This is a genomic window from Prochlorococcus sp. MIT 1341, assembly GCF_034092415.1.
Classification (GTDB): domain Bacteria; phylum Cyanobacteriota; class Cyanobacteriia; order PCC-6307; family Cyanobiaceae; genus AG-363-P08.
Genome location: NZ_CP139304.1, coordinates 291,848 through 311,378 on the forward strand (window position 1 = coordinate 291,848; position 19,531 = coordinate 311,378).

The following is a 19,531-nucleotide window of genomic DNA, read 5'->3' on the forward strand; positions in this document are numbered from 1 at the left end:
TGATTACTCCTTTATAGTTTGATGGGCTTCGTTATTTTTCTCATTATCTAGTTGTTTTTGTGGTGTATCTTCAGTGGATAGTTCAAGGTCTACCTGATTACGTAATAAATCAACTTTTAAGACACGTGTTTTAACAATATCTCCAAGTTGGTATGTCTTTCTACTTTTTCTACCTACCAGTTTATTTTGACGGGAGCGATACTCGTACCAATCATCAGCAAGGGAACTTACATGAACTAAACCTTCTGCCTCAGAGGGTGGTAGCTCAACAAAAAAACCATAGCTTTGTATTCCACTAATCGTACCCTCTAATTCTTTACCTATTTCAGATTCAAGGGTGCGTGCCTGAGCAAAAGAAATCAACTCGTTTTTAAAGTTTTTTGCTTTTCTCCTGAGGTTGTTCTGCTTACTACATGTTGAGACTGTAAACAAGTTGTTAATTGTGTGCTGTATGGAACTACTAAATAAATTCCATGAAATAGATTTTCCTATACCCATTTTAGCAAGAGAAATCTTCGACTTTGATCGAGTGGTTGGAGATGATTTACCGTCATTTAATAAAAAGGTTATAACTTGTTGGTTCATTAAATCTGAATAGTGCAATGAAGCGTTAACCCAAGGAGCCTGTTGATTAAAAACTATATTATTGGATTGTAATATTGACGAAACTGAATCATTAGTAACAGAATCAGCAAAACAATTTATTTGCTTTAAAACAGGTTCATGAATACAATATGTGAGCTGCTGTTGAAGAACTCTTTTATAGTTAGTGTCTTTAAATGAATTAACAAGTTCCTGAGCAGTTGGATTACCCTCGTCATTTAAGGAAAGTGGAATTTCCAGAGAAATGGCTGATTTAGCTACATCATTAATAGAGTTTGTATCTATAGGTTGAGACTCAAGGACTAATCCAGGAAGATTAATATCTTGTAAATGCTTTGCCCATATTCTGTTAGCTTCTCTAGTAAAAACACTAAGAATGGAATTAGGGTCAGTCTCATCAATAGGTAGTATCCACTCCTGGTTATTTGTGTCGGGATTTTGCCAATTTAAATCGCCCAAATATTCTAATTTAGGTATTGGAAGTTCCAATTGTATTAATCCAATTGATTCTTCTCTTTTCTTTATAAGGCTAGCTGCAAATATAGTTGTTTTTACTGTGTCAATATGATCCTTTATAGGCTTGAGGATTGCTGGTAAAGTACGTGCTTTTGGTTTCCTTTCTGATAATGCAGTAAGCATTTCAGGGGTAATTAGAGCAACTGGTTTAACATTAGCCAAATAAAATTCCCAGTCTTCAATATTACCTGTTGGTGAAATATCAACCCTCAGACTTACTGATTCATTCTGCTCTCCTACTTGAAATTCTGATTGCTTAGTTAAGGTTTTGTTTAATAATGGCTTCCATTCGTCCGTAAGACAATGCGATTCCCCTTTTTCTCTAAGCCAATTATCCAAGCTATTGCGGACAGTCAGACGTTCAGAAATTGCTGGCGCGTGTAGCCATAGTCTCACTCCTGCAGCTTGCGGTTCAACATATATTGCTGATAAAGGGGGAGCGTCCTTTCCCTGCCAACTTCTCAAAAGTAATGATGGTTGGTTTGTTAAATCTACCCTCTTTTTTTGGGAAGGTGTTTTTAGGCTTGAACGTGGTGGATTAACTTCTTGATTTAAATTAGATTTTGTAAGAAGAATATCGAGATCACCATTTTTACCAGCATCTAATGTTAAAGGTCTTACGACATGTCCCTTCGCTGGATATTGACCTACTGGATATAAATCTATTTTAACTTCAACAATTTTTGCCTGTTGAATAATCGAAGAATCGTTATTATTACTCTCTTCTATATTTATAACTGCATTAATTCTCTCATCAAGGGGGTTAGCTATTATTTTATCGTCAGTCTTTTCAAGCATACATACTAATGTAGTCGAATTACGTTCTAATATGCATTGAACTGCTCCTTCTGGGGATCTTCTACGAATTCCTTCTCTGTTAATCCTTACAAGAACTCTGTCCCCATTCCAAGCGTTATTGAGGTTATGGTCTCTAATATAAATATCATCTCCATCGTCTTCCCTTAACGCAAAACAATAACCTTTACTGCTACATCTAAGTCTCGCTTCGATTATTCCCTCATGTTTGAATTTTGATATTTCTCCAGATTGCACTTCCTGAATAAGACCTATTTTACCAAGTGCAGAGATTGCAAGATTTAATTGTTCTCGTTGCTCTTTTTTTGTAAGTTTAAGAATTTTTTCTAGCTTCTTAGTTTCCAATGTTCCTTGTTCAGGAACTAGATCAAGGATGTTTTCGACCGTAAACTTCATTTGAGTTTGGGGATGATGTTTTGTTAGTGGCTTTAAGGTAAGTAACTGAAAGGTTCTAAAACTACTTACCTTTAAGAATAATTGCTTGTTCGGCTTATGGCTCCTTTCTAGTTTGCATAAAGAATGATGCTAGATCACTCTTACTGATGGTTGGCCACAAAAAACGTATGCCAATAACAAGAAATCCAAGTGCAGCAATCAATTTAAGAATCACTTCTGGAATCAGGTTAGCTATTGATCCTCCTGCTAATGCACCGATGAGGCTTGCTATTACTAGGGCAGAGGAAGATCCTAGAAAAACTGCAATCGGTTTGTTAGAGGATCCACTAATGGCAACTGTTGCCAACTGAGTTTTGTCTCCCAGTTCAGCTAAAAAAACAGTAATAAATGTTGAGGCTAGTATTGGAATGACCATTTTTTAATATTACTAAATCGTGCCTAGCATGCTTTCAAATGCCTGGGTTGCGAGCCAAACTCCTAAAACAATGAATAATAAGCCAGATATTTGTTGAAATTTTTCAGGTGATACAACCGTTGAGAGCCATCTGCCTACTAGAACCCCGACCAAGCTTGCTGAAATAAGGGCTAGAGCAGCTCCTAGGAAGACTATTAATGGTCTTCCAGATTGGGCAGAAAGCAATAGCGTGGCTAATTGGGTTTTATCTCCAATTTCTGCAATAAAAACTGTTGTGAATGTGGTTAAAAAGACCGTCAAGAAGCCATCATTGATGGTTTCTTTTGATTCTTGTAACGATTCAGGTTCGTGTTCTGTTTCGTTCACCTTAATGTTTTTCGCGACTACGGATGCTTCTATTGAATCTACGCAGTTCTGAGCTCTTTCCGCCATATATTGATCTAATTTGGGATCTACAGCAGTTAATTGCAAATTCATTTGCCTCTTGATTGGAAATCTTGAAAATCACTTGTATTTTCTCAACCCTGCAGAAGTCCGGTCGATTCTCATAAATTCTGCAACGCCTTCTTCCAGAATCAAAATATTTACACCAGCCATCAGGCTTAACCATGCTTAGGTACACAGCTTGTTGGTCTAGGTCCAACGCTTCCAAGGCTTCTAAGCGCTCCTCAGGTGCAAGGCGGCAACACGAACCACAGAGATTTATACATTGCCACTTTTCATACCGTTTCATTTGTGGGAGCTGTGACAAGCCATCACAGAGATTCTAAATGCAATCAAATCCTGCCGTTTTTCTTTTAAGCTAATGTTTAGTAACCTAGTACCCTAGGATCTCTTTAGAACCAGTTCACACTATGGGCAATCTTCTTCCTTTTGTTGTCGTCGCCTTGGCCGGACCAGCAATCATTGCACTCATTTTCTATAGAACAGACTTCACCTGATAAACATTTCCTTGTTGAGGCCTCAGTTCCCAGAACGGGAAAGGCTCAAGAAATATTTCAATACCCTAGCAGAATGCTCTGCTAGGGGAAATTTTAATAAGGATTAATCAAGACAATTGTATCAAGTAAATAACTAGTTTTTTACAGTTACTAATATTTGGATCCTACAAAACAAGACCACATGCAACAGAGGCGTCTTCTATGATTCTTTCTATATACTTATGGTTCTTCCATTTTTGGTCATAGATTAAATCCCCTCCCCTATTGACGGTTGCGCGTATCTCTTGTCCCAATTGATTCCTTATTACTACAATATTATCATCTTCGATGTAACACGAATATGTATTTTTTCCATAACAGATTGGAATAAGCCTTTGAAAATTCCGTAAGGCCTTAATTTCGAGTTGAAGTTCGTTTTTATCTAGATAATTATTTAAATTGATTCTATAACATATATCAATGATCTCAGGTAGGTTTTTATTTGAGTCTTGGCCCCAATAAATGGAATGAAGGTTTTTATTATCCTGAGTTAAATCTATTTTTAAATGGCCTCCATTAATAACCTTTGAATTAGTTACTTTGCATTTTCTCGACCAGAACAATGGGTGCCTATTTCCGTTGCCAAATGGTTCTAATCGTTTAATTTCGTTCCATAGATTCATATCAATTTGAGAAAAGCTAAGGTAGGCTTCAGGTTTGATTTCTTTAGTGAATGTAATAGATAGGTTTGAGGCTATAGAGTTCAATTGGGATTGCAAAATGGATATGTTTTGTGGTTTCACAGTGAAACCTCCTGCTGCTGGATGTCCTCCTCCTGAAATTAGATAAGGACTACAGCGCTCTAAGGCTTTGTCTACTGAAAACTCTTCTAAAGGTGAGCGTACTGAACCTCTAAAATTACCATTTATGTCTCCCCCTAAAATAGCGGTTGGACGGTTATATTTATCTGATATTCGCGAAGCGACAATTCCTATAACTCCTATGTGCCAATGTCTTTGAGCAATAAGTATAAAACTGGGAATTTTATCGGCATCTGCTTCTAACAAAGCGATAGCTTCTAATTCTATTGAGGAACATAAATCCCTTCTTTGCCTATTAAGTTGGTCACATTCTCGTGCTAATGTTATTGCTTTATTACTATCCTCTTCAGTAAAAAGTTCTATAACTAATCTTGGATCCCCCAATCTTCCAACAGAATTTATTCTAGGGGCAATTTTAAACCCTATAGCATCACTAATTAACTCATGGTGCTTGACACCTGACAACTTTAGTAATAAGCTAAGACCAAGACATTTAGTATGCATAAAGTTTTTTAAACCGTGATATAGTAAAAATCTATTAACACCGGTAATTTCTGCCATATCTCCGATTGTTCCAATACAAAATAGATCTAGAGATTTATTATTGATATCTGGTCTATTCATTTTTTCCCCCAGAGTTATCGCTAAGATGTATGCAAGTCCAACTCCGGCAAGCTGTCTATAAGGTGAATTATTGGGAGTGGTAGAAGGGTGTAGCAATGCAAAAACATCCTCTAACCCATCTATAATTGTATGGTGATCAGTAATGATAACTTCAATTTTATGTTCTTTGGCGAGGGATATAGCTTCTTTGGCGTTAACACCATTATCTACCGTGATTAATAATCTAAATCCATCTTTTGCCAATTTTGATACCATATTAATGTTTAATCCATAACCTTCTTCCTGCCTACTTGGGATGAGCGCAGTTGGATTACCTCCTAGAGAAGTGATGGCTTGGATCAAAAGAGTTGCGCTAGTCATTCCGTCTGCGTCGTAATCTCCACAAATGGCTATTTTTTCTCCTGATCGACATGCCTGTTCAAGTCGTTCAGTTGCTATTGAAAGATCTGGAAAGTGCTCTTTAGGGTTTGGAGGTGATGGTGGAAATAAGAAACGTTTGGCTTCCTCATTTGAATTAATTCCTCGCCTTGCTAAAACTGCCTTTAACGGATCAGGGATATTTAACTTTGTGAATTTTGTTACTGAGACAAAATTTGGCAGAATCCAGTTGTTATTTATATTATTTAATCTCATAAGGTGGGGCTTATAACTTTGTAACTTGGTTGAATTGATATGATTGGAAAGATAATCTTGGAATTAATATCGATCATATGGAGGAAATTACTACTGTTTTTTGGGATCTAGATGGAACCATAGCTGAAACAGAGATGGATGGACACCGAGTTGCCTTTAATATGGCCTTTTCACATATTGGGCTCGATTGGCATTGGGATAGGATTATTTATTCTAAGCTTTTACTGGTTGCAGGGGGGAAAAATAGAATTAGAAAATACTTAGAAGATACGAATTATTCCCTTAAGGAGCATGAAATAGTAAAAATCCATTTACTAAAACAGCAATTTTATGTAGAAGTTATCAAAAAGGATCCTCCTAAACTAAGAATCGGCGTAGAGAGAATATTACGAGAGATAGAATGCAAAAAGATCAAACAATATATCGTCACTACGAGTTCTCAGACAGCAATAACTGCATTTCTCAATGCCGCATTTCCACAGCAAAATATCCCTTTTTCTGGTTGGATTTCTGGCGATGATGTCATAAAACATAAACCTAATCCTGAAGCTTACATAAAAGCAATTGAATTATTTAGTTGTGTACCTGAAGAAATACTTGTAATCGAAGACTCTCCAGCCGGTTATTTTGCAACCCAATCAGCTAACCTAAAATGTCTGATTACCCTCCCCGAATGGTGGCAAGGAAATGTAGATGTTTTTGAACGAGCTGTTGCTATCGTTACTAACCTGGGTGATGATGATGTAAAAACAGAGGTCGTTAAGGGTAATGTATGTAAGCAGGGAAAAATTACGTTTGAGTATTTTCTAGATTTATAATGAATATCCAAAATACAAAGCTTAATTACATACAAAAAAAGGTTTGGTTTTTTCTCACGGATTCAATAACAGGACCATGGAAAAAAAGAAGTGTAGGGCTTTTGTCCCTTTTAATCGGTTATTACCTTGGTAGTACTTTGACCTCATATTATTTAATTAAATTCGGAGAGCGTCCCTTAGTTGGACTTATGATGGTATTTGTAGTTGAGCTATGCGTTAGAGCAAGGTCTTCAAAGGTACTTAGAGAGAACTCATATCTAGTTACCACAATTGACAATTTAAGAATAGGTTCTGTTTATTCTGTTGTACTAGAGGCCTTTAAACTGGGTTCCTGAACTGAAAAAAGTTTATGTTAAAACGAGTTTTAGCTATTAAAAAAATTAATTAATAGTAGAGCAGTTAAATTACTTCAAAATTAATCTTCGTCTTCTTCTTGGTCAAGTGGATAGACAAAGCCCCTTGCCCTTCCAGTAAGAACTGACTTACCTATAGATAGAGCTCGTTCGGCTGCTGTTGCTGCCTTGGCTTTCCAGACAGCATGACGCTGGTTTCTCTTGCTTTTGGAGGTTTTTTTCTTCGGTACGGCCATCTCAGGCAGGATTAAAACTAGAATTGTTATACCTTATGTGATTATGGCTCAAATCGCTAGTCAAGAAGACTTTTCGTTGAACCCACAATTCAAGTGTTCTCGATATAAATGGCGATCAAACCCGACTTTTAAGTAAATGGACAAAGCTATAGCCACCGCATTCTCAATAAGTAGGAAAGTCAAACAAGGGCTCAGCTACAGTGACCTTTTAAAGGAAATTCGAAATGGGAATATTGTTTCAATAGAGCTTACCCCTTCCAGAAGAGAGGTCTTGGTTAAGTTTGCAGATGGATCTAAAAACAAATATGCGGTGCTTCCCAATGATCAAAATATTCTACGAGCAGCCCAAGAGTCAGGGACCCCCCTTTCAGTTTCAAACATAAGACAACAAGAAGCCTTAGCAGGTGTACTTGGAAATGTTGGAATAATTCTAATGATTATATTTGCTCTAAGTTTCTTACTTCGACGCTCTGCAAATATTGCTAATAAAGCAATGGGTTTTGGTCAGAGTAAATCAACTATTAAACCACTAGATGAATTACAAATTCATTTTGAGGATGTTGAAGGAGTAGAAGAAGCTAAAGAAGAATTGAGGGAAATAGTGACATTCCTTAAACAACCGGAAAACTATACCAAACTTGGGGCAAGGATCCCTAAAGGGTTCCTACTTGTAGGTCCACCAGGTACAGGAAAAACACTCTTAGCCAAAGCTATAGCTGGGGAAGCAGGAGTACCCTTTTTTACCATTTCTGCTTCAGAATTTGTAGAGCTGTTTGTTGGAGTTGGAGCAAGTCGTGTGAGAGATCTTTTCAAGAAAGCCAAGGAAAAAGCACCATGTCTCATATTCATAGATGAGATTGATTCTGTTGGTAGACAACGGGGTGCAGGAATAGGGGGCGGAAACGATGAAAGAGAGCAAACATTGAATCAACTCCTAACCGAAATGGATGGTTTTGGAGATAATTCGGGAATAATTATAATTGCAGCAACTAACAGATCAGACATTCTTGACTCTGCTCTTATGAGGCCTGGTAGGTTTGATCGAAGAATTGAAATTGGCCTACCAGATAGAAAAAGCCGAGAGAAGATATTGTCAGTTCATGCGAGAACACGACCTTTAAGTGAAAATGTTTTGATGGAGGAGTGGGCACTAAAAACACCAGGTTTTTCAGGAGCAGACTTGGCCAATTTAATAAATGAGGCTGCAATATATACTGCAAGAAATAATGATAAAAAAATTACAAATAAATATCTTGAAATGGCCTTTGAACGAATCACATTAGGCTTACAGAAGTCTCCACTTTTGGATAACTCTAAGAAGAGATTGATTGCCTATCATGAGATTGGTCATGCATTAGTTGCTACACTGATCAAAGGATGTGATCAGGTGGATAAGATCTCAATTCTACCAATTGCTGGAGGAATGGGGGGCGTCACAAGATTTATTCCAGATGAAGAAAGAATGGACTCAGGGTTGGTTACTAAAAGCTATCTGCTTAACTCGCTAATTATTTCGTTGGGAGGTAGAGCGGCTGAAATACTAGTCTTTGGATCAAATGAGATAACCCAGGGTGCTAGTGGGGATCTGGAAAGAGTTGGCGAACTTGCTAGAGCTATGGTTACACGTTTTGGATTCTCGAGTCTGGGTCCAATAGCTTTAGAATCTGATAATTCTCAGGTTTTCTTAGGAAGAGACTTAATTAATAAAAGATCAGAGTATGCAGAATCTACGGGTAGGGAAATCGATAAACAAGTCAGGATTATTGCTTCTATGTCATTGGAAAAGGCAATTAAAATACTTGAACCACATAGAGACACCATGGATAGATTGGTTGATGCTTTAATAAATGAAGAGATATTGGACAGAGTAAGATTTATGGAATTAGCAAACATTACTAATGTTTAAGCATTACCATAATAAAGTGAAAAACTATATTATAGAGAATATGGGTATTTGATTGACTAAATTAACTGCATTAACGGCAAATTTTCTTTCTAAACCAAAAGTTCTGGCATTGGGTGCTGGATTAATAGTCATATTATACGTTTTAATGAGACTACATGTAGAGTCAATTTGGTTTTCACAGTTTTCATATTCTGAGGTCATTTATAAGAGATGGCTATTGCAAGCAATAGGATTTGCAGGCTCTAGTTTCCTGGTAATAGCTGGAAGACTATGGCAAAAGAAATGGTTTAAGCGATTAAAGCTCGATTACGACCAAAATAACAAAAACAAGATTAAAGGTATCAAGTACACATTATTTTTGACTTCAACATTCCTAGTAACCCTATTAATAATCGGATTACTAGGAATGGTTTCATGGACAGCCTTGAACCAACCATTTAAACTATCCGAGATACATACTCTTATTAGACCATCTAATATAGAATATATTATTCTTACCGCTGTACTGTCTTATACCAGTTATTTACTTCTGCTAAAGAGAGGTGGATATAAAATAGTGTTTTTATTGGGGGGATTATTCTTTTCGTTAATAGTATCAAGAGCATGGGGTATATGGGCAATTGCCTTTACAATACCCTCTGGAAATATAGTAGAACCAGTATTCGGATCAAATATTAACTTTTCGTTAGCAATTTACCCTGCCATTCAATTAATTCTGTTCTTAATGTTTAGTATTCATACACTTTTAGTAAGTACATCTATATGGGCAAAATTATCGTATGGAAGTGCATTTTCAGATTGGATGTGCAATGATTTTGCTTACAGTCAGAAGAAATATATTAAACCTATGGGCTCAATTTCGCTGGTTTACATAGCCGCTTTTCTGTGGTTATCACGTTATAATTTTTTATGGATTCAACATGACGCTCGCTCGGGTGCCTCATGGTTAGACATACACCAAAACATACCATTAAGGACAAGTGCTTCTTTACTAGTAATAGTTGGTGCAGTATTAGTTGCTATACCATTAAGTAATAAACGTTTAAGTAAGTTATCAATATTTAGCCTTGTTTTGGCCTTGTTTACTCTTATATCTGAATCCTTATTATCTCCAATAGTTAATTGGATTGTAGTTCGTCCGAGGGAGCTTACTCTTGAATCACCATACATACTTAGATCCATTAACTCTACACGGAAGGCTTTTCAGTTAGACTCAATCAAGACAGAATTAATAAGCCCAAACCAAAAACTTACTAAGGATGATTTAAAAAAAGGCAGTAGCACGCTAAAGAATATACGGCTTTGGGATAGTCAGCCACTGTTGGCAACCAATAAACAGCTTCAACAGCTAAGAGTTTATTACAGATTCTCCAGCGCTTCTGTCGATAGGTATCAACTAAGGCCAGGTACAAATGAAAGGCAACAAGTTATAGTGGCTGCTAGAGAGCTTGATCAGGAGTCATTACCTGAAAGCTCGAGAACATGGCTGAACAAACATTTTGTATTTACTCATGGCTATGGTTTCACACTTAGTCCTGTCAATACAAAGGCGATTGACGGTTTACCAGATTACTTTATTAGTGATTTAGGATCTTCACGACGAATAGAGGGAAGCCCTCAGCTTGGTATTACAAGCGAAGACGTAGAAAAAACTGTCCCTATAAATCGTGCTGCTTTATATTTTGGAACATACAAATCTCCTTATGCAATTGCTCCTACAGAAATTGAGGAGTTTGATTTCCCTGAAGGAGATCAGAATATCTATAATCACTATAAGGGGGAAGCTGGAATTTCATTAAATAATATTCTTAATAGAATCTCAGCATCGTTATACCTAGCCGAGCCAAGGCTTCTTACAACTGGCGTAATTAAAAATGATTCTAAATTAATTATACGAAGAGAAGTCCGTCAAAGGGTTAATGCGATCGCTCCATTCTTAACAACACTTGGAGAACCATATATGGTTTCAGTAAAGATAAATAATGACGATACTGAATATGCAACTAATCAAAACCAGTATTGGATTGTAGAAGGATTTACTAAATCAACAAGATATCCATATGCCGAAGCAGCTCCTGGCAACGGGGAAGTTCGTTACATCAGAAATTCGGTGAAAGTGATTATTGACGCCTATAACGGTAAGGTTAATTTTTATATTAGTGAGCCTAATGACCCAATAATTTTAGCCTGGAGAAAAGTTTTTCCAACACTTTTTCAATCCATAGAAGATATGCCAAAATCTATCAGGGATCATTTGAAGGTTCCAACAGAGTTATTTGAAATTCAGGTCAGCCAGTTACTTAAATACCATGTAACAGACCCTAGAACCTTTTATAACGGGGATGATGTATGGCAAGTCCCAATGGAACTATATGGGGAGAAGCAAATTCCGGTTGAGCCATATCATATTTCCGCACAATTAAAACAGACAAATGAAACAGAATTTCTACTATTACAACCCCTTTCACCACTTTCTAGACCCAACTTGTCTGCTTGGCTTGCTGCCCGAAGTGATGGCGACAACTACGGACAACTTGTTTTACTCCGCTTTCCAAGTCAAACCACAATTTATGGCCCTGAACAAATACAAGCACTAATTAATCAAGACCCTGATATTAGCCAACAATTCAGTCTATGGGATCGAGCAGGATCTCAGGTTATACAGGGGAATTTATTGGTTTTACCTTTAGGAAACTCCTTGTTATATGTTGAACCAGTTTATTTAAAGGCGAGTCAGGGTGGTTTGCCAACACTAACAAGAGTAGTCGTTAGCGATGGTAAGAAGATAATAATGGCAGAGAATCTACTTGAAGGTGTTAAATCCTTGGTAGAAGAAAATTAAAAAAGCACTGCTATAAATAGCAGTGCTTTTGTTAGGGAAATATTTTATATTATAGAGATCTATAATGTAGAGAAGTATTCCTTACTACCTTTAGGATCTTCTAACATTGTTTTATCACCTGGTGTCCAATTCGCGGGGCATACTTCACTTGGGTGAGCTTCAACATATTGATAAGCCTGTAACACCCTTAAAGTTTCATCTACATTTCGACCTACGGGCGCTTTATTAACAGTACTGTGCATAATTATGCCTTGAGGGTTAATAATAAATAAACCTCTGTCAGCTTCACCATCCTCATTGAGGACGTTATATGCTGAGCAAATTTCTTTTTTCAAGTCGGACACTAGTGGGTAGGAAATGTCACCAATTCCACCTTCATTGCGAGGAGTTTGAATCCAAGCTAAATGGCTGAACTTACTATCAACTGAAACTGCTAAGACCTCTGTATTCTTGTTAGCAAATTCAGAGTATCTATCACTGAAGGCAGTAATCTCAGTAGGGCAAACAAAGGTAAAGTCAAGTGGATAAAAGAAAAGTACGACGTACTTACCTCTATATTTGGATAAACTTATATCCTTAAACTCCTGATCAATTACAGCTGTTGCAGTAAAGTCAGGTGCTGGTTGCCCTACACGTAAACAATCGTTGCTGGTCATGGATTTAGTTGGATTGATTATGTGGTGTCATATACTAATGATTCTTAATGGATCATGAACACCATTCTCAAAACATATCATGTTAAACCACGATCTGAACAAAAATCAGCAATAGCTAAAGACTAATTCTCTATTGAGCTACAAAATGAGTAATTTATCCTGGGATGCACAACTTCTAAGAAAATTTGGTTCAACTAGTCATTTTCGGCTTTTAAATCAACTTAAATCAGACTTGAGAGCAAACCCTATCCAACGCTCACACCCAACAGTAAGGTCAGAAAGAAGGGGTCCAAAACCTGATTAGATAGAATACTCCTCCCTGAAACAGCTCATGGCATAATGATTTCATTGAAGAATTTGATATTCTTTTGCCATGGAGTACATAAGCAAACAAGTGTTTTTGTTGATATTACAGGGCTTACGTAAAAGATAAATGGCTCGGGGGAGACTTGAACTCCCGACCTCGGGGTTATGAATCCCGCGCTCTAACCGGCTGAGCTACCGAGCCAGGATTCTATCAATCTTAAACTATTGCACTTGAAGAGCAAAAACGTCAATGTATGGATAAAAGGATTGGAGGCATTATGAATGGTAAATGTTAGATCATGTGAGTTGACTTGATTTGAAATATCAGTGAGGACCTTATGCCGTTAATCCGGTTCAGAATAGATGAAGCGAACTTGCTGCTTTATAGGAAATGACAGCACAAGCTACTGACAAATTTAAACTCCTTACACCTCCCTTAATAGTCTGAGGTGTTTTACCAGGCATTTCTATGCAAGTGATTTGGTCACATCTATTACGAACCTCGCTAGGTAAACCAGTATCCTCCCTTCCAAATAAGAGTATATCTCCTTTGTTAAAGGACATATTTGCTAAGGCAATTCCTCCGTGGCTACTTGCACCAATTATTCTTTGCTGGGGTGATACCGATTCAATAAATGAGGAAAAGTTATCTTTAATAATTATCTCTACAAGTGGCCAATAATCTAAACCTGCTCTTCTAAGATGTTTATCGGAAAGAGAAAAGCCGAGTGGTTTGATTAAAACTAGTGGTATTTTAAATGCTGCACAGGACCTAGCTATATTTCCAGTATTCTGTGGAATACAAGGTTGGTAAAGGGCAACAGTTAAAGGATAATTATTTAACATTAGATTGGAGTTCCTATTTCCGAAATATTAATTGCTGTGCTATTTATAACAAGCCAGGAAGAGGCGGCTATTGTAGAAAAGTATTGCGTAAGTTGTCCCATACGTTCTGTAAAGATAGAACCTGACTCTGTTGTTGGAACAAGGCCCCAGCCAATTTCCTCGGAAACAAGAATTATCCTTTTATCTTGTATGGCAAGTAAGTTTTTAAAGTGAACTACTTTATTGTTCCATTCAGAACTGGGTAACATCAGATTAGAGGTAACAAATCCACCTAGTGAATCAATTAGGAGTAGTTCATATTGTGAAACCTGATGTAGGGATATAAAAGGATCTTGGTTAGAGTTCAAAAAGGCCCAACCTTTTGGCCTTCTTTGTTGATGGACATGAATACGTTTGAGCATATCATTATCAATAAATTCATCAGAGAGGGTAGCAATATAAAGAACTCGCGTAAATTGTCTTGCAATAGTCTCTGCGAAAAGACTTTTACCACTATTTGTAGGTCCACTTACAAAGGTTATTCCTTGGTCTAATGTAGGATAAATCTTTTTGGTAACCATTTAATAGATAAGGGTAAATCCAGTATATATGGAGGGTCAAGGTTGAATTGAGGAAAAAGCGAAAAGGGATAAATATTAAGTAGGCATTAATAAAGATCACAGTCCTTCTAACCTAATATAGATAGCTAAACTAAGAACTAGTATAAAACTTGGTTGGCGCTTCTATAGATGGCAAATAGCGCAAAGTACATTTTAGGTTTTGGAATCTTGTTCCTCTCCCTAACTGTGCTTAATGGTGCGTTACAGGGACAAGTAGATCCTGGGTTTCTAAGAGCCGAGGTATTGGCTGGACTTTCATCGGTTTGTTTGATGCTTATATCCTATTTATCTACGGAGTACTCACCGATAAAGGCGGAGAAAAAGCAATTAAAGGGAAAACAGGGTATCCAAATTTCTGACCAATTAACAAAAACTATTAGGGAGGAAATTGCTTGGGGATCAAAGTTAATTTTAACTAGTACACCTGCCTCATCATTATTAATTTATTGGAATGACAATGTACTTCTACGAAGAGGTATAATTGGAAATTTATCCTTTACACCAGGAGAAATATGTAAAAGGTCATTATCAACAGGAAAGACAATCTCATTAGTTAAAACCTCTTTATATCCAGGTCGGAAGGAGTTATATACTTTTGTTGAAGATATACCTTCTGTAATCATACTACCATTAGAGAGCAAAGGACTATTGTTAGTGGGCGGTTGGAGTGAACGTTGTTTTAGTATTTCTGATGAAAAATTAATAGAGTGTTGGAAAGAAAAACTGATAAACATATTATGTAAAGAAATGAGTTGAGATGTTTGATTAAGTGTTAATCGAATTCAAGGACTCCTTGTTCTGTTAACTCTGCTTCAATTTTTGTACGGTCAATTAATAATTTAGAGCTGTTTCTTCTCAGCTTTGCACCTCCAGAAAATGTAAGAGTTTCATCATTCCAATTCCATAAACACCTTTTAGACTCTATATATTCGTTTTTTTGGTATACCTTGCAGGATCGAATACCTAAAAGGCTTTTATTGGTATTTCCAAAGATAGATTGACCGGATATTCTCTGGTATTGATCCAACGATTCCAAAACTCTTACACCACTAATTGGGCCCAAGGCCTTAAAGTATCCTGTATCATAGTTCCACGAAGGGTTATTTAATAAAAGCTTAAATCTCCCAGTATTTTCTTTGGAGTTAGTTGTAGGATTATTAGTGACTAAACTAGCACCTTTTAACAGTACAGTTTTATCTCTATGATTAATTATTACTTCTTCTGATTTGATAAGAACTTCAGAATTCAGGAGAGTTGGTTTAATGTCAAGCTCCATATGTTCATCAGCCGTGTTCCAAACTCCTCTGGCACTAGTTAATGTATGATCATTTCCATTAATCTTATTAATTTTAAGACCACCCTCAAGGAGAATTAGTTCACCATCATTTAGGATATTAGCTGATTGTGCATAAATATTATAAGTAGGAATTGACTGATTAAAGATAGTTGCCTCTACATTTATAGCTCTAATAAGCCTATTACCTAGCTCATACCTAGCCTCAGGGCTTGTAATTTTCCACATGCTATTACCTTTATTATCTTTCTTGCTAAGTTGTAGTTTCGAAAATACAAATGGCTGGTAAACATCATTGCCAATGGGAGAATCAGAGGAACAAGCAATAACTGCAAATAAAAAAAACATGTAGTTGCTACTTATTATGAATAGTTTTAACATGCTAGAAGAGGTCACTAATTTCCAATTTGGACATAATAGGATTGGGCTCTGGTAACGGTTTGCCTGATTTAAGTAGCCCCCAATTAAGTAGCTCTTGTGAGTTAGTTGTGTGATGGGTTATGCCTAGCTGTAAATCTATTCGCTGACTTAGGTTGGGAACAAAAGGTTGTAAAAGGATTGAGGAAATCCTACAGGTCTCTAACACCGAATATAAAGTTTGTGCTACTACATCTGTGTTAGATTGATCTTTAATTTTGGTCCATGGTGCCTGTTCATTTAAATAAATATTAGCATTAGTGGCTAATGAAAGTATTAAATCGGCGCTTTTATCTAAATTAAATTTATCCATATGTAGATGATATTGATGAATAGTAGAAATTGCCTTATCAGCTAAATAGTTGGATTCTAATTCTGTCAAATTATTTGGGGGAATACTATTATCAAACCATTTTCTTGACATGCTTACAGTACGATTGAGAAGATTTCCAAAAGTGTTAGATAAATCATTGTTGATGGTTTCCACAAAGCGTCGTTGTTGAAAATCTCCATCACTACCAAATTGAATGTCCTTTAACAAATACCACCTAACTGCGTCAATTCCAAACTCATTTAATAGTATTTCTGGATCTAAAACGTTGCCTAAAGACTTTCCCATTTTCTTTCCCTCTCTAGTGAGGAATCCATGCCCAAATATAGATCGGGGCATTGGCAATCCTGCTGAGATTAAAATAGCTGGCCAATACACAGCGTGAAATCTAAGAATATCCTTACCTATCATATGAACATTGGCTGGCCATCCATTCAGGATTAAACTTGAAATATCAGGTATTTCATTTTGCTGGTCAATTAATGAAGAGAGATAACCAGAAAGAGCATCAAACCAGACATAAAAGGTATGGCCCTTGTATTCAGGGACTGGGATGCCCCAATTTAAATTAACACGGGAAATAGAAAAATCATGGAGTCCCTTTTTGACTAAATTCTTAATCTCATTACGACGAATAATAGGAAGAATAAAGTGATCGTCATTCACCAAATTTTCTATTTGTTCTTGGTACCTTGATAATCTAAAGAATAGGTTTTCCTCATCCCTCCATTCAAGTTTCTTCTGATGAATATCACATATAGGACTAGAGACTGTTTTATCTAGATCCTTAAACTCCTCGCAACCAACACAATACCATCCCTGTTGTCTTCCTAGATAAATATCATCATTTGCTTGAACCCTGTAGAATAACTGTTCAACTAATGAGCGATGCTTGCTTGAAGAAGTCCGGATAAACCTATCATTAGTAATATTCCATTTATCCCAAAGAGTTCTGTATTGCTTGGCTACATGATCACAGTGCTGCTGAGGAGAAATATTATTCTCCTGTGCTGTACGTTGTATTTTTAACCCGTGTTCATCAACTCCAGTTATAAATATGACCTCCTCGCCTTGTAATCGTTTATATCTAGCTAAGGCGTCACATGCAATTGTGGTATAGGTACTACCAAGGTGTGGCTTGTCATTTACGTAGTAAAGGGGAGTAGTAATTGTATAAGACATCCTCTACGATTATTCTGGGTAATTTAAAGTGGTAGGAAATGGATCAATTTCCATCTACATTATGGCACATTATCCTATTTAGATTGACAAATGTGCAGATGTCCTGTTAGTACATCACTAGAAAGTAATTCCATACGAAATCTATCTCCTGGTAGGATTGGTTGATTGGTTTCGAATTTGCAAAAGAACTCAAATGCAATATGGTCTATATAGATTAAAGCTAAATGGTTAGATTTATTCATCCATCTGAGAAACTGACATTCAATATTTTTATGTGAATTCTTTTGTAGCCATAACATTAAATATTTTTTTTGATCTTCTCTAACTATCAAATTTGCTTCTCTAGATTTATTGTCTAATTTAGGTAGTAATTCGCTAATCTCCAAATAAGAAAAAACCTGATTACCGCTAATAAAGTTTATAATTTGCCTGTGAACTAATAGGTCTACATAACGCCTAATAGGAGAAGTAGCTTGAACGTAAGCGGGAAGTCCAAGGGTAGAATGACAAGCGGGTTCGGATTGAAATCGACTACGGTTTAGTGAAAATTTAATGGATGAGTTATCAACTGGATTATCTAACATTCTATGATCATTCTGAGGAAATCTAGTGTATATTTGTGTCTGTGTTTTATATGGGAGTGGAAGGTTAACTTTATTTCCAAAATCTGCAATTGAGGAGCCCGTTAAGATCATGGCCTCTCTTACCATTCTTCTAGAGAGACAATTCTCTATTATTTTCACTTTTAGATTTCCTTCATCATTCATGTAAAATTTTCCCTGATTTTGCTCCATAATTAAAGCTCCATTAGACAATCTCCAGTTAAGTCTATTCTCTAGCAAACTAGAAATGATTCTAAGATCCTTATCACCAGGGGGATCTAAATCAATCAATTCATCTGCTTCGGAATAGGTCAAAGAATAGTTAACTTTTACCCATGATCTACATATTTTTGTTTTGCTTACAGATCCGTCCTCTGCAAGCAAAATTGAAACACTTAGTGCAGCCCGTGTACGGCATGATTGTAGACTTATTAAATTATCCGTAAGTTTGAAAGGCAGCATTGGGATAACTCTATCGACTAGATAGAGACTTGTGACCCTTTTTTTAGCCTCCTTATCTAAGGAGCTATCAGCCCTTACCACTCGACACGGGTCTGCGATATGAACCCACAAAATATCTCCTTCTCTTGTTCTCTCTAAAGATATAGCATCATCAATCTCATAGCTATTCTCGTCATCTATTGCGTAAGTTTTTAATTTAGTTAAATCCTCTCGACTGTTATCGCCATTGTTTATTTTATCTGAAATCTCTAGAAGTTCCGATGTTTCCTTCAATGAGTCCTCTGAAAAAGAGTGATCCCAAACGGTCTTTGAACTTATAGAATTTGACAAATGCATCCAGATATTATTGAAGGATCTTTTTTAACTTATTTGCTAATAATAAAAATTTAGGAAAAGTGAATATATTTATTATACTAGTTTTATATCTGAACAAAGTATAGAGAGGCTACCCTTCAGGGTTAATAAAAGGTAATAGAGCTACTATCCTGGCTCGCTTAACTGCAGTTGTAAGATCTCTTTGTTGCTTTGCTGTTAAACCAGTCAATCGTCTTGGTAGGATTTTTCCTCTATCAGTAATAAACTTTTTTAAAAGATCTACATCTTTATAATCAATAGGATCTCCTGGTTTAATTGGAGAAAGTCTCTTTTTAAAAAACGAGTTAGACATGTTTTGATGGATTAACGGTCAAATGGTTGTATTCAATTGATCACTTTATCTCCTTATGGGGAGTAGATCGATTGCAGTGTGTGCAGAATTTTTTGATTTCCAGACGTTCTGTTGTGTTCCTTCGGTTTTTCTCTGTGGTGTAGCGAGAGACCCCAGGAGAACGCTTGGCGGTATTGGACCGGCATTCGGTGCACTCAAGAGTGATCACGATCCGGACGCCCTTGTTTTTGGCCATAAAAGGACGTTTCGCCGCTTTTGCTAAGCGAAATA

At 36.6% G+C, this 19,531-nt stretch carries 20 protein-coding genes and 1 tRNA gene; 6 read left to right on the forward strand and 15 right to left on the reverse strand.

Annotation, left to right across the window (positions count from 1 at the left end; translation table 11 throughout):
- Positions 1-3: 3 nt before the first annotated feature.
- From SOI84_RS01490 to recJ, 5 genes are all read right to left on the reverse strand, one after another.
- Positions 4-2,331, reverse strand: a complete 2,328-nt coding sequence (locus tag SOI84_RS01490; protein WP_320674640.1) for an RNB domain-containing ribonuclease — start codon at positions 2,329-2,331, stop codon at positions 4-6.
- Between the two features lie 94 nt (positions 2,332-2,425).
- Positions 2,426-2,746 (reverse strand): TMEM165/GDT1 family protein, encoded by a 321-nt coding sequence (locus SOI84_RS01495; RefSeq protein WP_320674641.1) that lies wholly within the window; start codon positions 2,744-2,746, stop codon positions 2,426-2,428.
- A gap of 12 nt (positions 2,747-2,758) precedes the next feature.
- Positions 2,759-3,112: a TMEM165/GDT1 family protein gene (locus tag SOI84_RS01500; protein WP_414153603.1), complete on the reverse strand. Its 354-nt coding sequence runs from the start codon at positions 3,110-3,112 to the stop codon at positions 2,759-2,761.
- 1 nt (position 3,113) lies between these two features.
- The gene (locus SOI84_RS01505; RefSeq protein WP_320674642.1) at positions 3,114-3,479 is read right to left on the reverse strand and encodes a YkgJ family cysteine cluster protein; all 366 of its coding nucleotides are present in this window, start codon (positions 3,477-3,479) and stop codon (positions 3,114-3,116) included.
- A 372-nt stretch (positions 3,480-3,851) separates the two neighbouring features.
- A complete protein-coding gene (recJ, locus tag SOI84_RS01510; protein WP_320674643.1) occupies positions 3,852-5,744 on the reverse strand; it encodes a single-stranded-DNA-specific exonuclease RecJ in 1,893 nt (630 codons plus the stop codon).
- A 77-nt stretch (positions 5,745-5,821) separates the two neighbouring features.
- On the opposite strand from recJ, the gene SOI84_RS01515 reads away from it, so the two are divergent.
- Together SOI84_RS01515 and SOI84_RS01520 are read left to right on the forward strand one after the other, a co-directional pair.
- Positions 5,822-6,562, forward strand: coding sequence for an HAD-IA family hydrolase (locus SOI84_RS01515; protein ID WP_320674644.1), 741 nt, complete (start codon positions 5,822-5,824; stop codon positions 6,560-6,562).
- Complete coding sequence (locus SOI84_RS01520) at positions 6,562-6,897, forward strand: DUF565 domain-containing protein (RefSeq protein WP_320674645.1); 336 nt, start codon at positions 6,562-6,564, stop codon at positions 6,895-6,897. The genes SOI84_RS01515 and SOI84_RS01520 overlap by 1 nt, the downstream gene beginning before the upstream one ends.
- A gap of 80 nt (positions 6,898-6,977) precedes the next feature.
- On the opposite strand, the gene rpmF is transcribed toward SOI84_RS01520, so the two are convergent.
- Entirely contained in the window at positions 6,978-7,151 is a 174-nt protein-coding gene (rpmF, locus tag SOI84_RS01525; protein ID WP_320674646.1) for a 50S ribosomal protein L32, read from the reverse strand.
- Positions 7,152-7,287: 136 nt separating this feature from the next.
- On the opposite strand from rpmF, the gene ftsH reads away from it, so the two are divergent.
- On the forward strand, positions 7,288-9,057 hold the full coding sequence (gene ftsH / locus SOI84_RS01530) for an ATP-dependent zinc metalloprotease FtsH (RefSeq protein WP_320674647.1): 1,770 nt from the start codon (positions 7,288-7,290) through the stop codon (positions 9,055-9,057).
- Between the two features lie 52 nt (positions 9,058-9,109).
- On the forward strand, positions 9,110-11,899 hold the full coding sequence (locus tag SOI84_RS01535) for a UPF0182 family protein (protein WP_320674648.1): 2,790 nt from the start codon (positions 9,110-9,112) through the stop codon (positions 11,897-11,899).
- Positions 11,900-11,958: 59 nt separating this feature from the next.
- On the opposite strand, the gene SOI84_RS01540 is transcribed toward SOI84_RS01535, so the two are convergent.
- The gene (locus SOI84_RS01540; protein ID WP_320674649.1) at positions 11,959-12,555 is read right to left on the reverse strand and encodes a peroxiredoxin; all 597 of its coding nucleotides are present in this window, start codon (positions 12,553-12,555) and stop codon (positions 11,959-11,961) included.
- Positions 12,556-12,700: 145 nt separating this feature from the next.
- On the opposite strand from SOI84_RS01540, the gene SOI84_RS01545 reads away from it, so the two are divergent.
- Entirely contained in the window at positions 12,701-12,859 is a 159-nt protein-coding gene (locus SOI84_RS01545; RefSeq protein ID WP_320674650.1) for a hypothetical protein, read from the forward strand.
- A 130-nt stretch (positions 12,860-12,989) separates the two neighbouring features.
- Here the strand turns inward: SOI84_RS01545 and SOI84_RS01550 are convergent.
- The 3 genes from SOI84_RS01550 to SOI84_RS01560 form a co-directional block, all read right to left on the reverse strand.
- A tRNA-Met gene (locus SOI84_RS01550) sits at positions 12,990-13,063 on the reverse strand.
- Between the two features lie 152 nt (positions 13,064-13,215).
- Entirely contained in the window at positions 13,216-13,707 is a 492-nt protein-coding gene (locus tag SOI84_RS01555) for a tRNA (cytidine(34)-2'-O)-methyltransferase (RefSeq protein WP_320674651.1), read from the reverse strand.
- Entirely contained in the window at positions 13,707-14,267 is a 561-nt protein-coding gene (locus SOI84_RS01560) for a bifunctional adenosylcobinamide kinase/adenosylcobinamide-phosphate guanylyltransferase (protein ID WP_320674653.1), read from the reverse strand. Before SOI84_RS01560 ends, SOI84_RS01555 begins: the two co-directional genes overlap by 1 nt.
- Positions 14,268-14,435: 168 nt before the next feature.
- Between SOI84_RS01560 and SOI84_RS01565 the strand changes: the two genes are divergently transcribed.
- The gene (locus tag SOI84_RS01565; protein WP_320674654.1) at positions 14,436-15,062 is read left to right on the forward strand and encodes a cofactor assembly of complex C subunit B; all 627 of its coding nucleotides are present in this window, start codon (positions 14,436-14,438) and stop codon (positions 15,060-15,062) included.
- A 16-nt stretch (positions 15,063-15,078) separates the two neighbouring features.
- Here the strand turns inward: SOI84_RS01565 and lptC are convergent, their stop codons facing one another.
- From lptC to rpmG, 5 genes are all read right to left on the reverse strand, one after another.
- Positions 15,079-15,981 carry an LPS export ABC transporter periplasmic protein LptC gene (gene lptC / locus SOI84_RS01570; protein ID WP_320674655.1) on the reverse strand — a complete coding sequence of 301 codons (903 nt, stop codon included), beginning with the start codon at positions 15,979-15,981 and terminating at the stop codon, positions 15,079-15,081.
- Position 15,982: 1 nt separating this feature from the next.
- Positions 15,983-17,530, reverse strand: coding sequence for a methionine--tRNA ligase (gene metG, locus SOI84_RS01575; protein WP_320674656.1), 1,548 nt, complete (start codon positions 17,528-17,530; stop codon positions 15,983-15,985).
- Positions 17,531-17,604: 74 nt separating this feature from the next.
- A complete protein-coding gene (locus SOI84_RS01580) occupies positions 17,605-18,867 on the reverse strand; it encodes a ribonuclease catalytic domain-containing protein (RefSeq protein WP_320674657.1) in 1,263 nt (420 codons plus the stop codon).
- A 172-nt stretch (positions 18,868-19,039) separates the two neighbouring features.
- Complete coding sequence (gene rpsR, locus SOI84_RS01585) at positions 19,040-19,261, reverse strand: 30S ribosomal protein S18 (RefSeq protein ID WP_320674658.1); 222 nt, start codon at positions 19,259-19,261, stop codon at positions 19,040-19,042.
- 40 nt (positions 19,262-19,301) lie between these two features.
- On the reverse strand, positions 19,302-19,496 hold the full coding sequence (rpmG, locus tag SOI84_RS01590; protein ID WP_320674659.1) for a 50S ribosomal protein L33: 195 nt from the start codon (positions 19,494-19,496) through the stop codon (positions 19,302-19,304).
- Positions 19,497-19,531 lie beyond the last annotated feature (35 nt).

Coding starts and splice junctions, on each gene's coding strand:
- ftsH (WP_320674647.1), top strand. CDS start 7,288: ATGGACAAAGCTATAGCCACCGCATTCTCAATAAGTAGGAAAGTCAAA.
- SOI84_RS01540 (WP_320674649.1), bottom strand. CDS start 12,555: ATGACCAGCAACGATTGTTTACGTGTAGGGCAACCAGCACCTGACTTT.
- lptC (WP_320674655.1), bottom strand. CDS start 15,981: ATGTTAAAACTATTCATAATAAGTAGCAACTACATGTTTTTTTTATTT.
- SOI84_RS01555 (WP_320674651.1), bottom strand. CDS start 13,707: ATGTTAAATAATTATCCTTTAACTGTTGCCCTTTACCAACCTTGTATT.
- SOI84_RS01515 (WP_320674644.1), top strand. CDS start 5,822: ATGGAGGAAATTACTACTGTTTTTTGGGATCTAGATGGAACCATAGCT.
- SOI84_RS01545 (WP_320674650.1), top strand. CDS start 12,701: ATGAGTAATTTATCCTGGGATGCACAACTTCTAAGAAAATTTGGTTCA.
- SOI84_RS01520 (WP_320674645.1), top strand. CDS start 6,562: ATGAATATCCAAAATACAAAGCTTAATTACATACAAAAAAAGGTTTGG.
- rpmG (WP_320674659.1), bottom strand. CDS start 19,496: ATGGCCAAAAACAAGGGCGTCCGGATCGTGATCACTCTTGAGTGCACC.
- rpsR (WP_320674658.1), bottom strand. CDS start 19,261: ATGTCTAACTCGTTTTTTAAAAAGAGACTTTCTCCAATTAAACCAGGA.
- metG (WP_320674656.1), bottom strand. CDS start 17,530: ATGTCTTATACAATTACTACTCCCCTTTACTACGTAAATGACAAGCCA.
- SOI84_RS01565 (WP_320674654.1), top strand. CDS start 14,436: ATGGCAAATAGCGCAAAGTACATTTTAGGTTTTGGAATCTTGTTCCTC.
- SOI84_RS01560 (WP_320674653.1), bottom strand. CDS start 14,267: ATGGTTACCAAAAAGATTTATCCTACATTAGACCAAGGAATAACCTTT.
- recJ (WP_320674643.1), bottom strand. CDS start 5,744: ATGAGATTAAATAATATAAATAACAACTGGATTCTGCCAAATTTTGTC.
- SOI84_RS01490 (WP_320674640.1), bottom strand. CDS start 2,331: ATGAAGTTTACGGTCGAAAACATCCTTGATCTAGTTCCTGAACAAGGA.
- rpmF (WP_320674646.1), bottom strand. CDS start 7,151: ATGGCCGTACCGAAGAAAAAAACCTCCAAAAGCAAGAGAAACCAGCGT.
- SOI84_RS01505 (WP_320674642.1), bottom strand. CDS start 3,479: ATGAAACGGTATGAAAAGTGGCAATGTATAAATCTCTGTGGTTCGTGT.
- SOI84_RS01495 (WP_320674641.1), bottom strand. CDS start 2,746: ATGGTCATTCCAATACTAGCCTCAACATTTATTACTGTTTTTTTAGCT.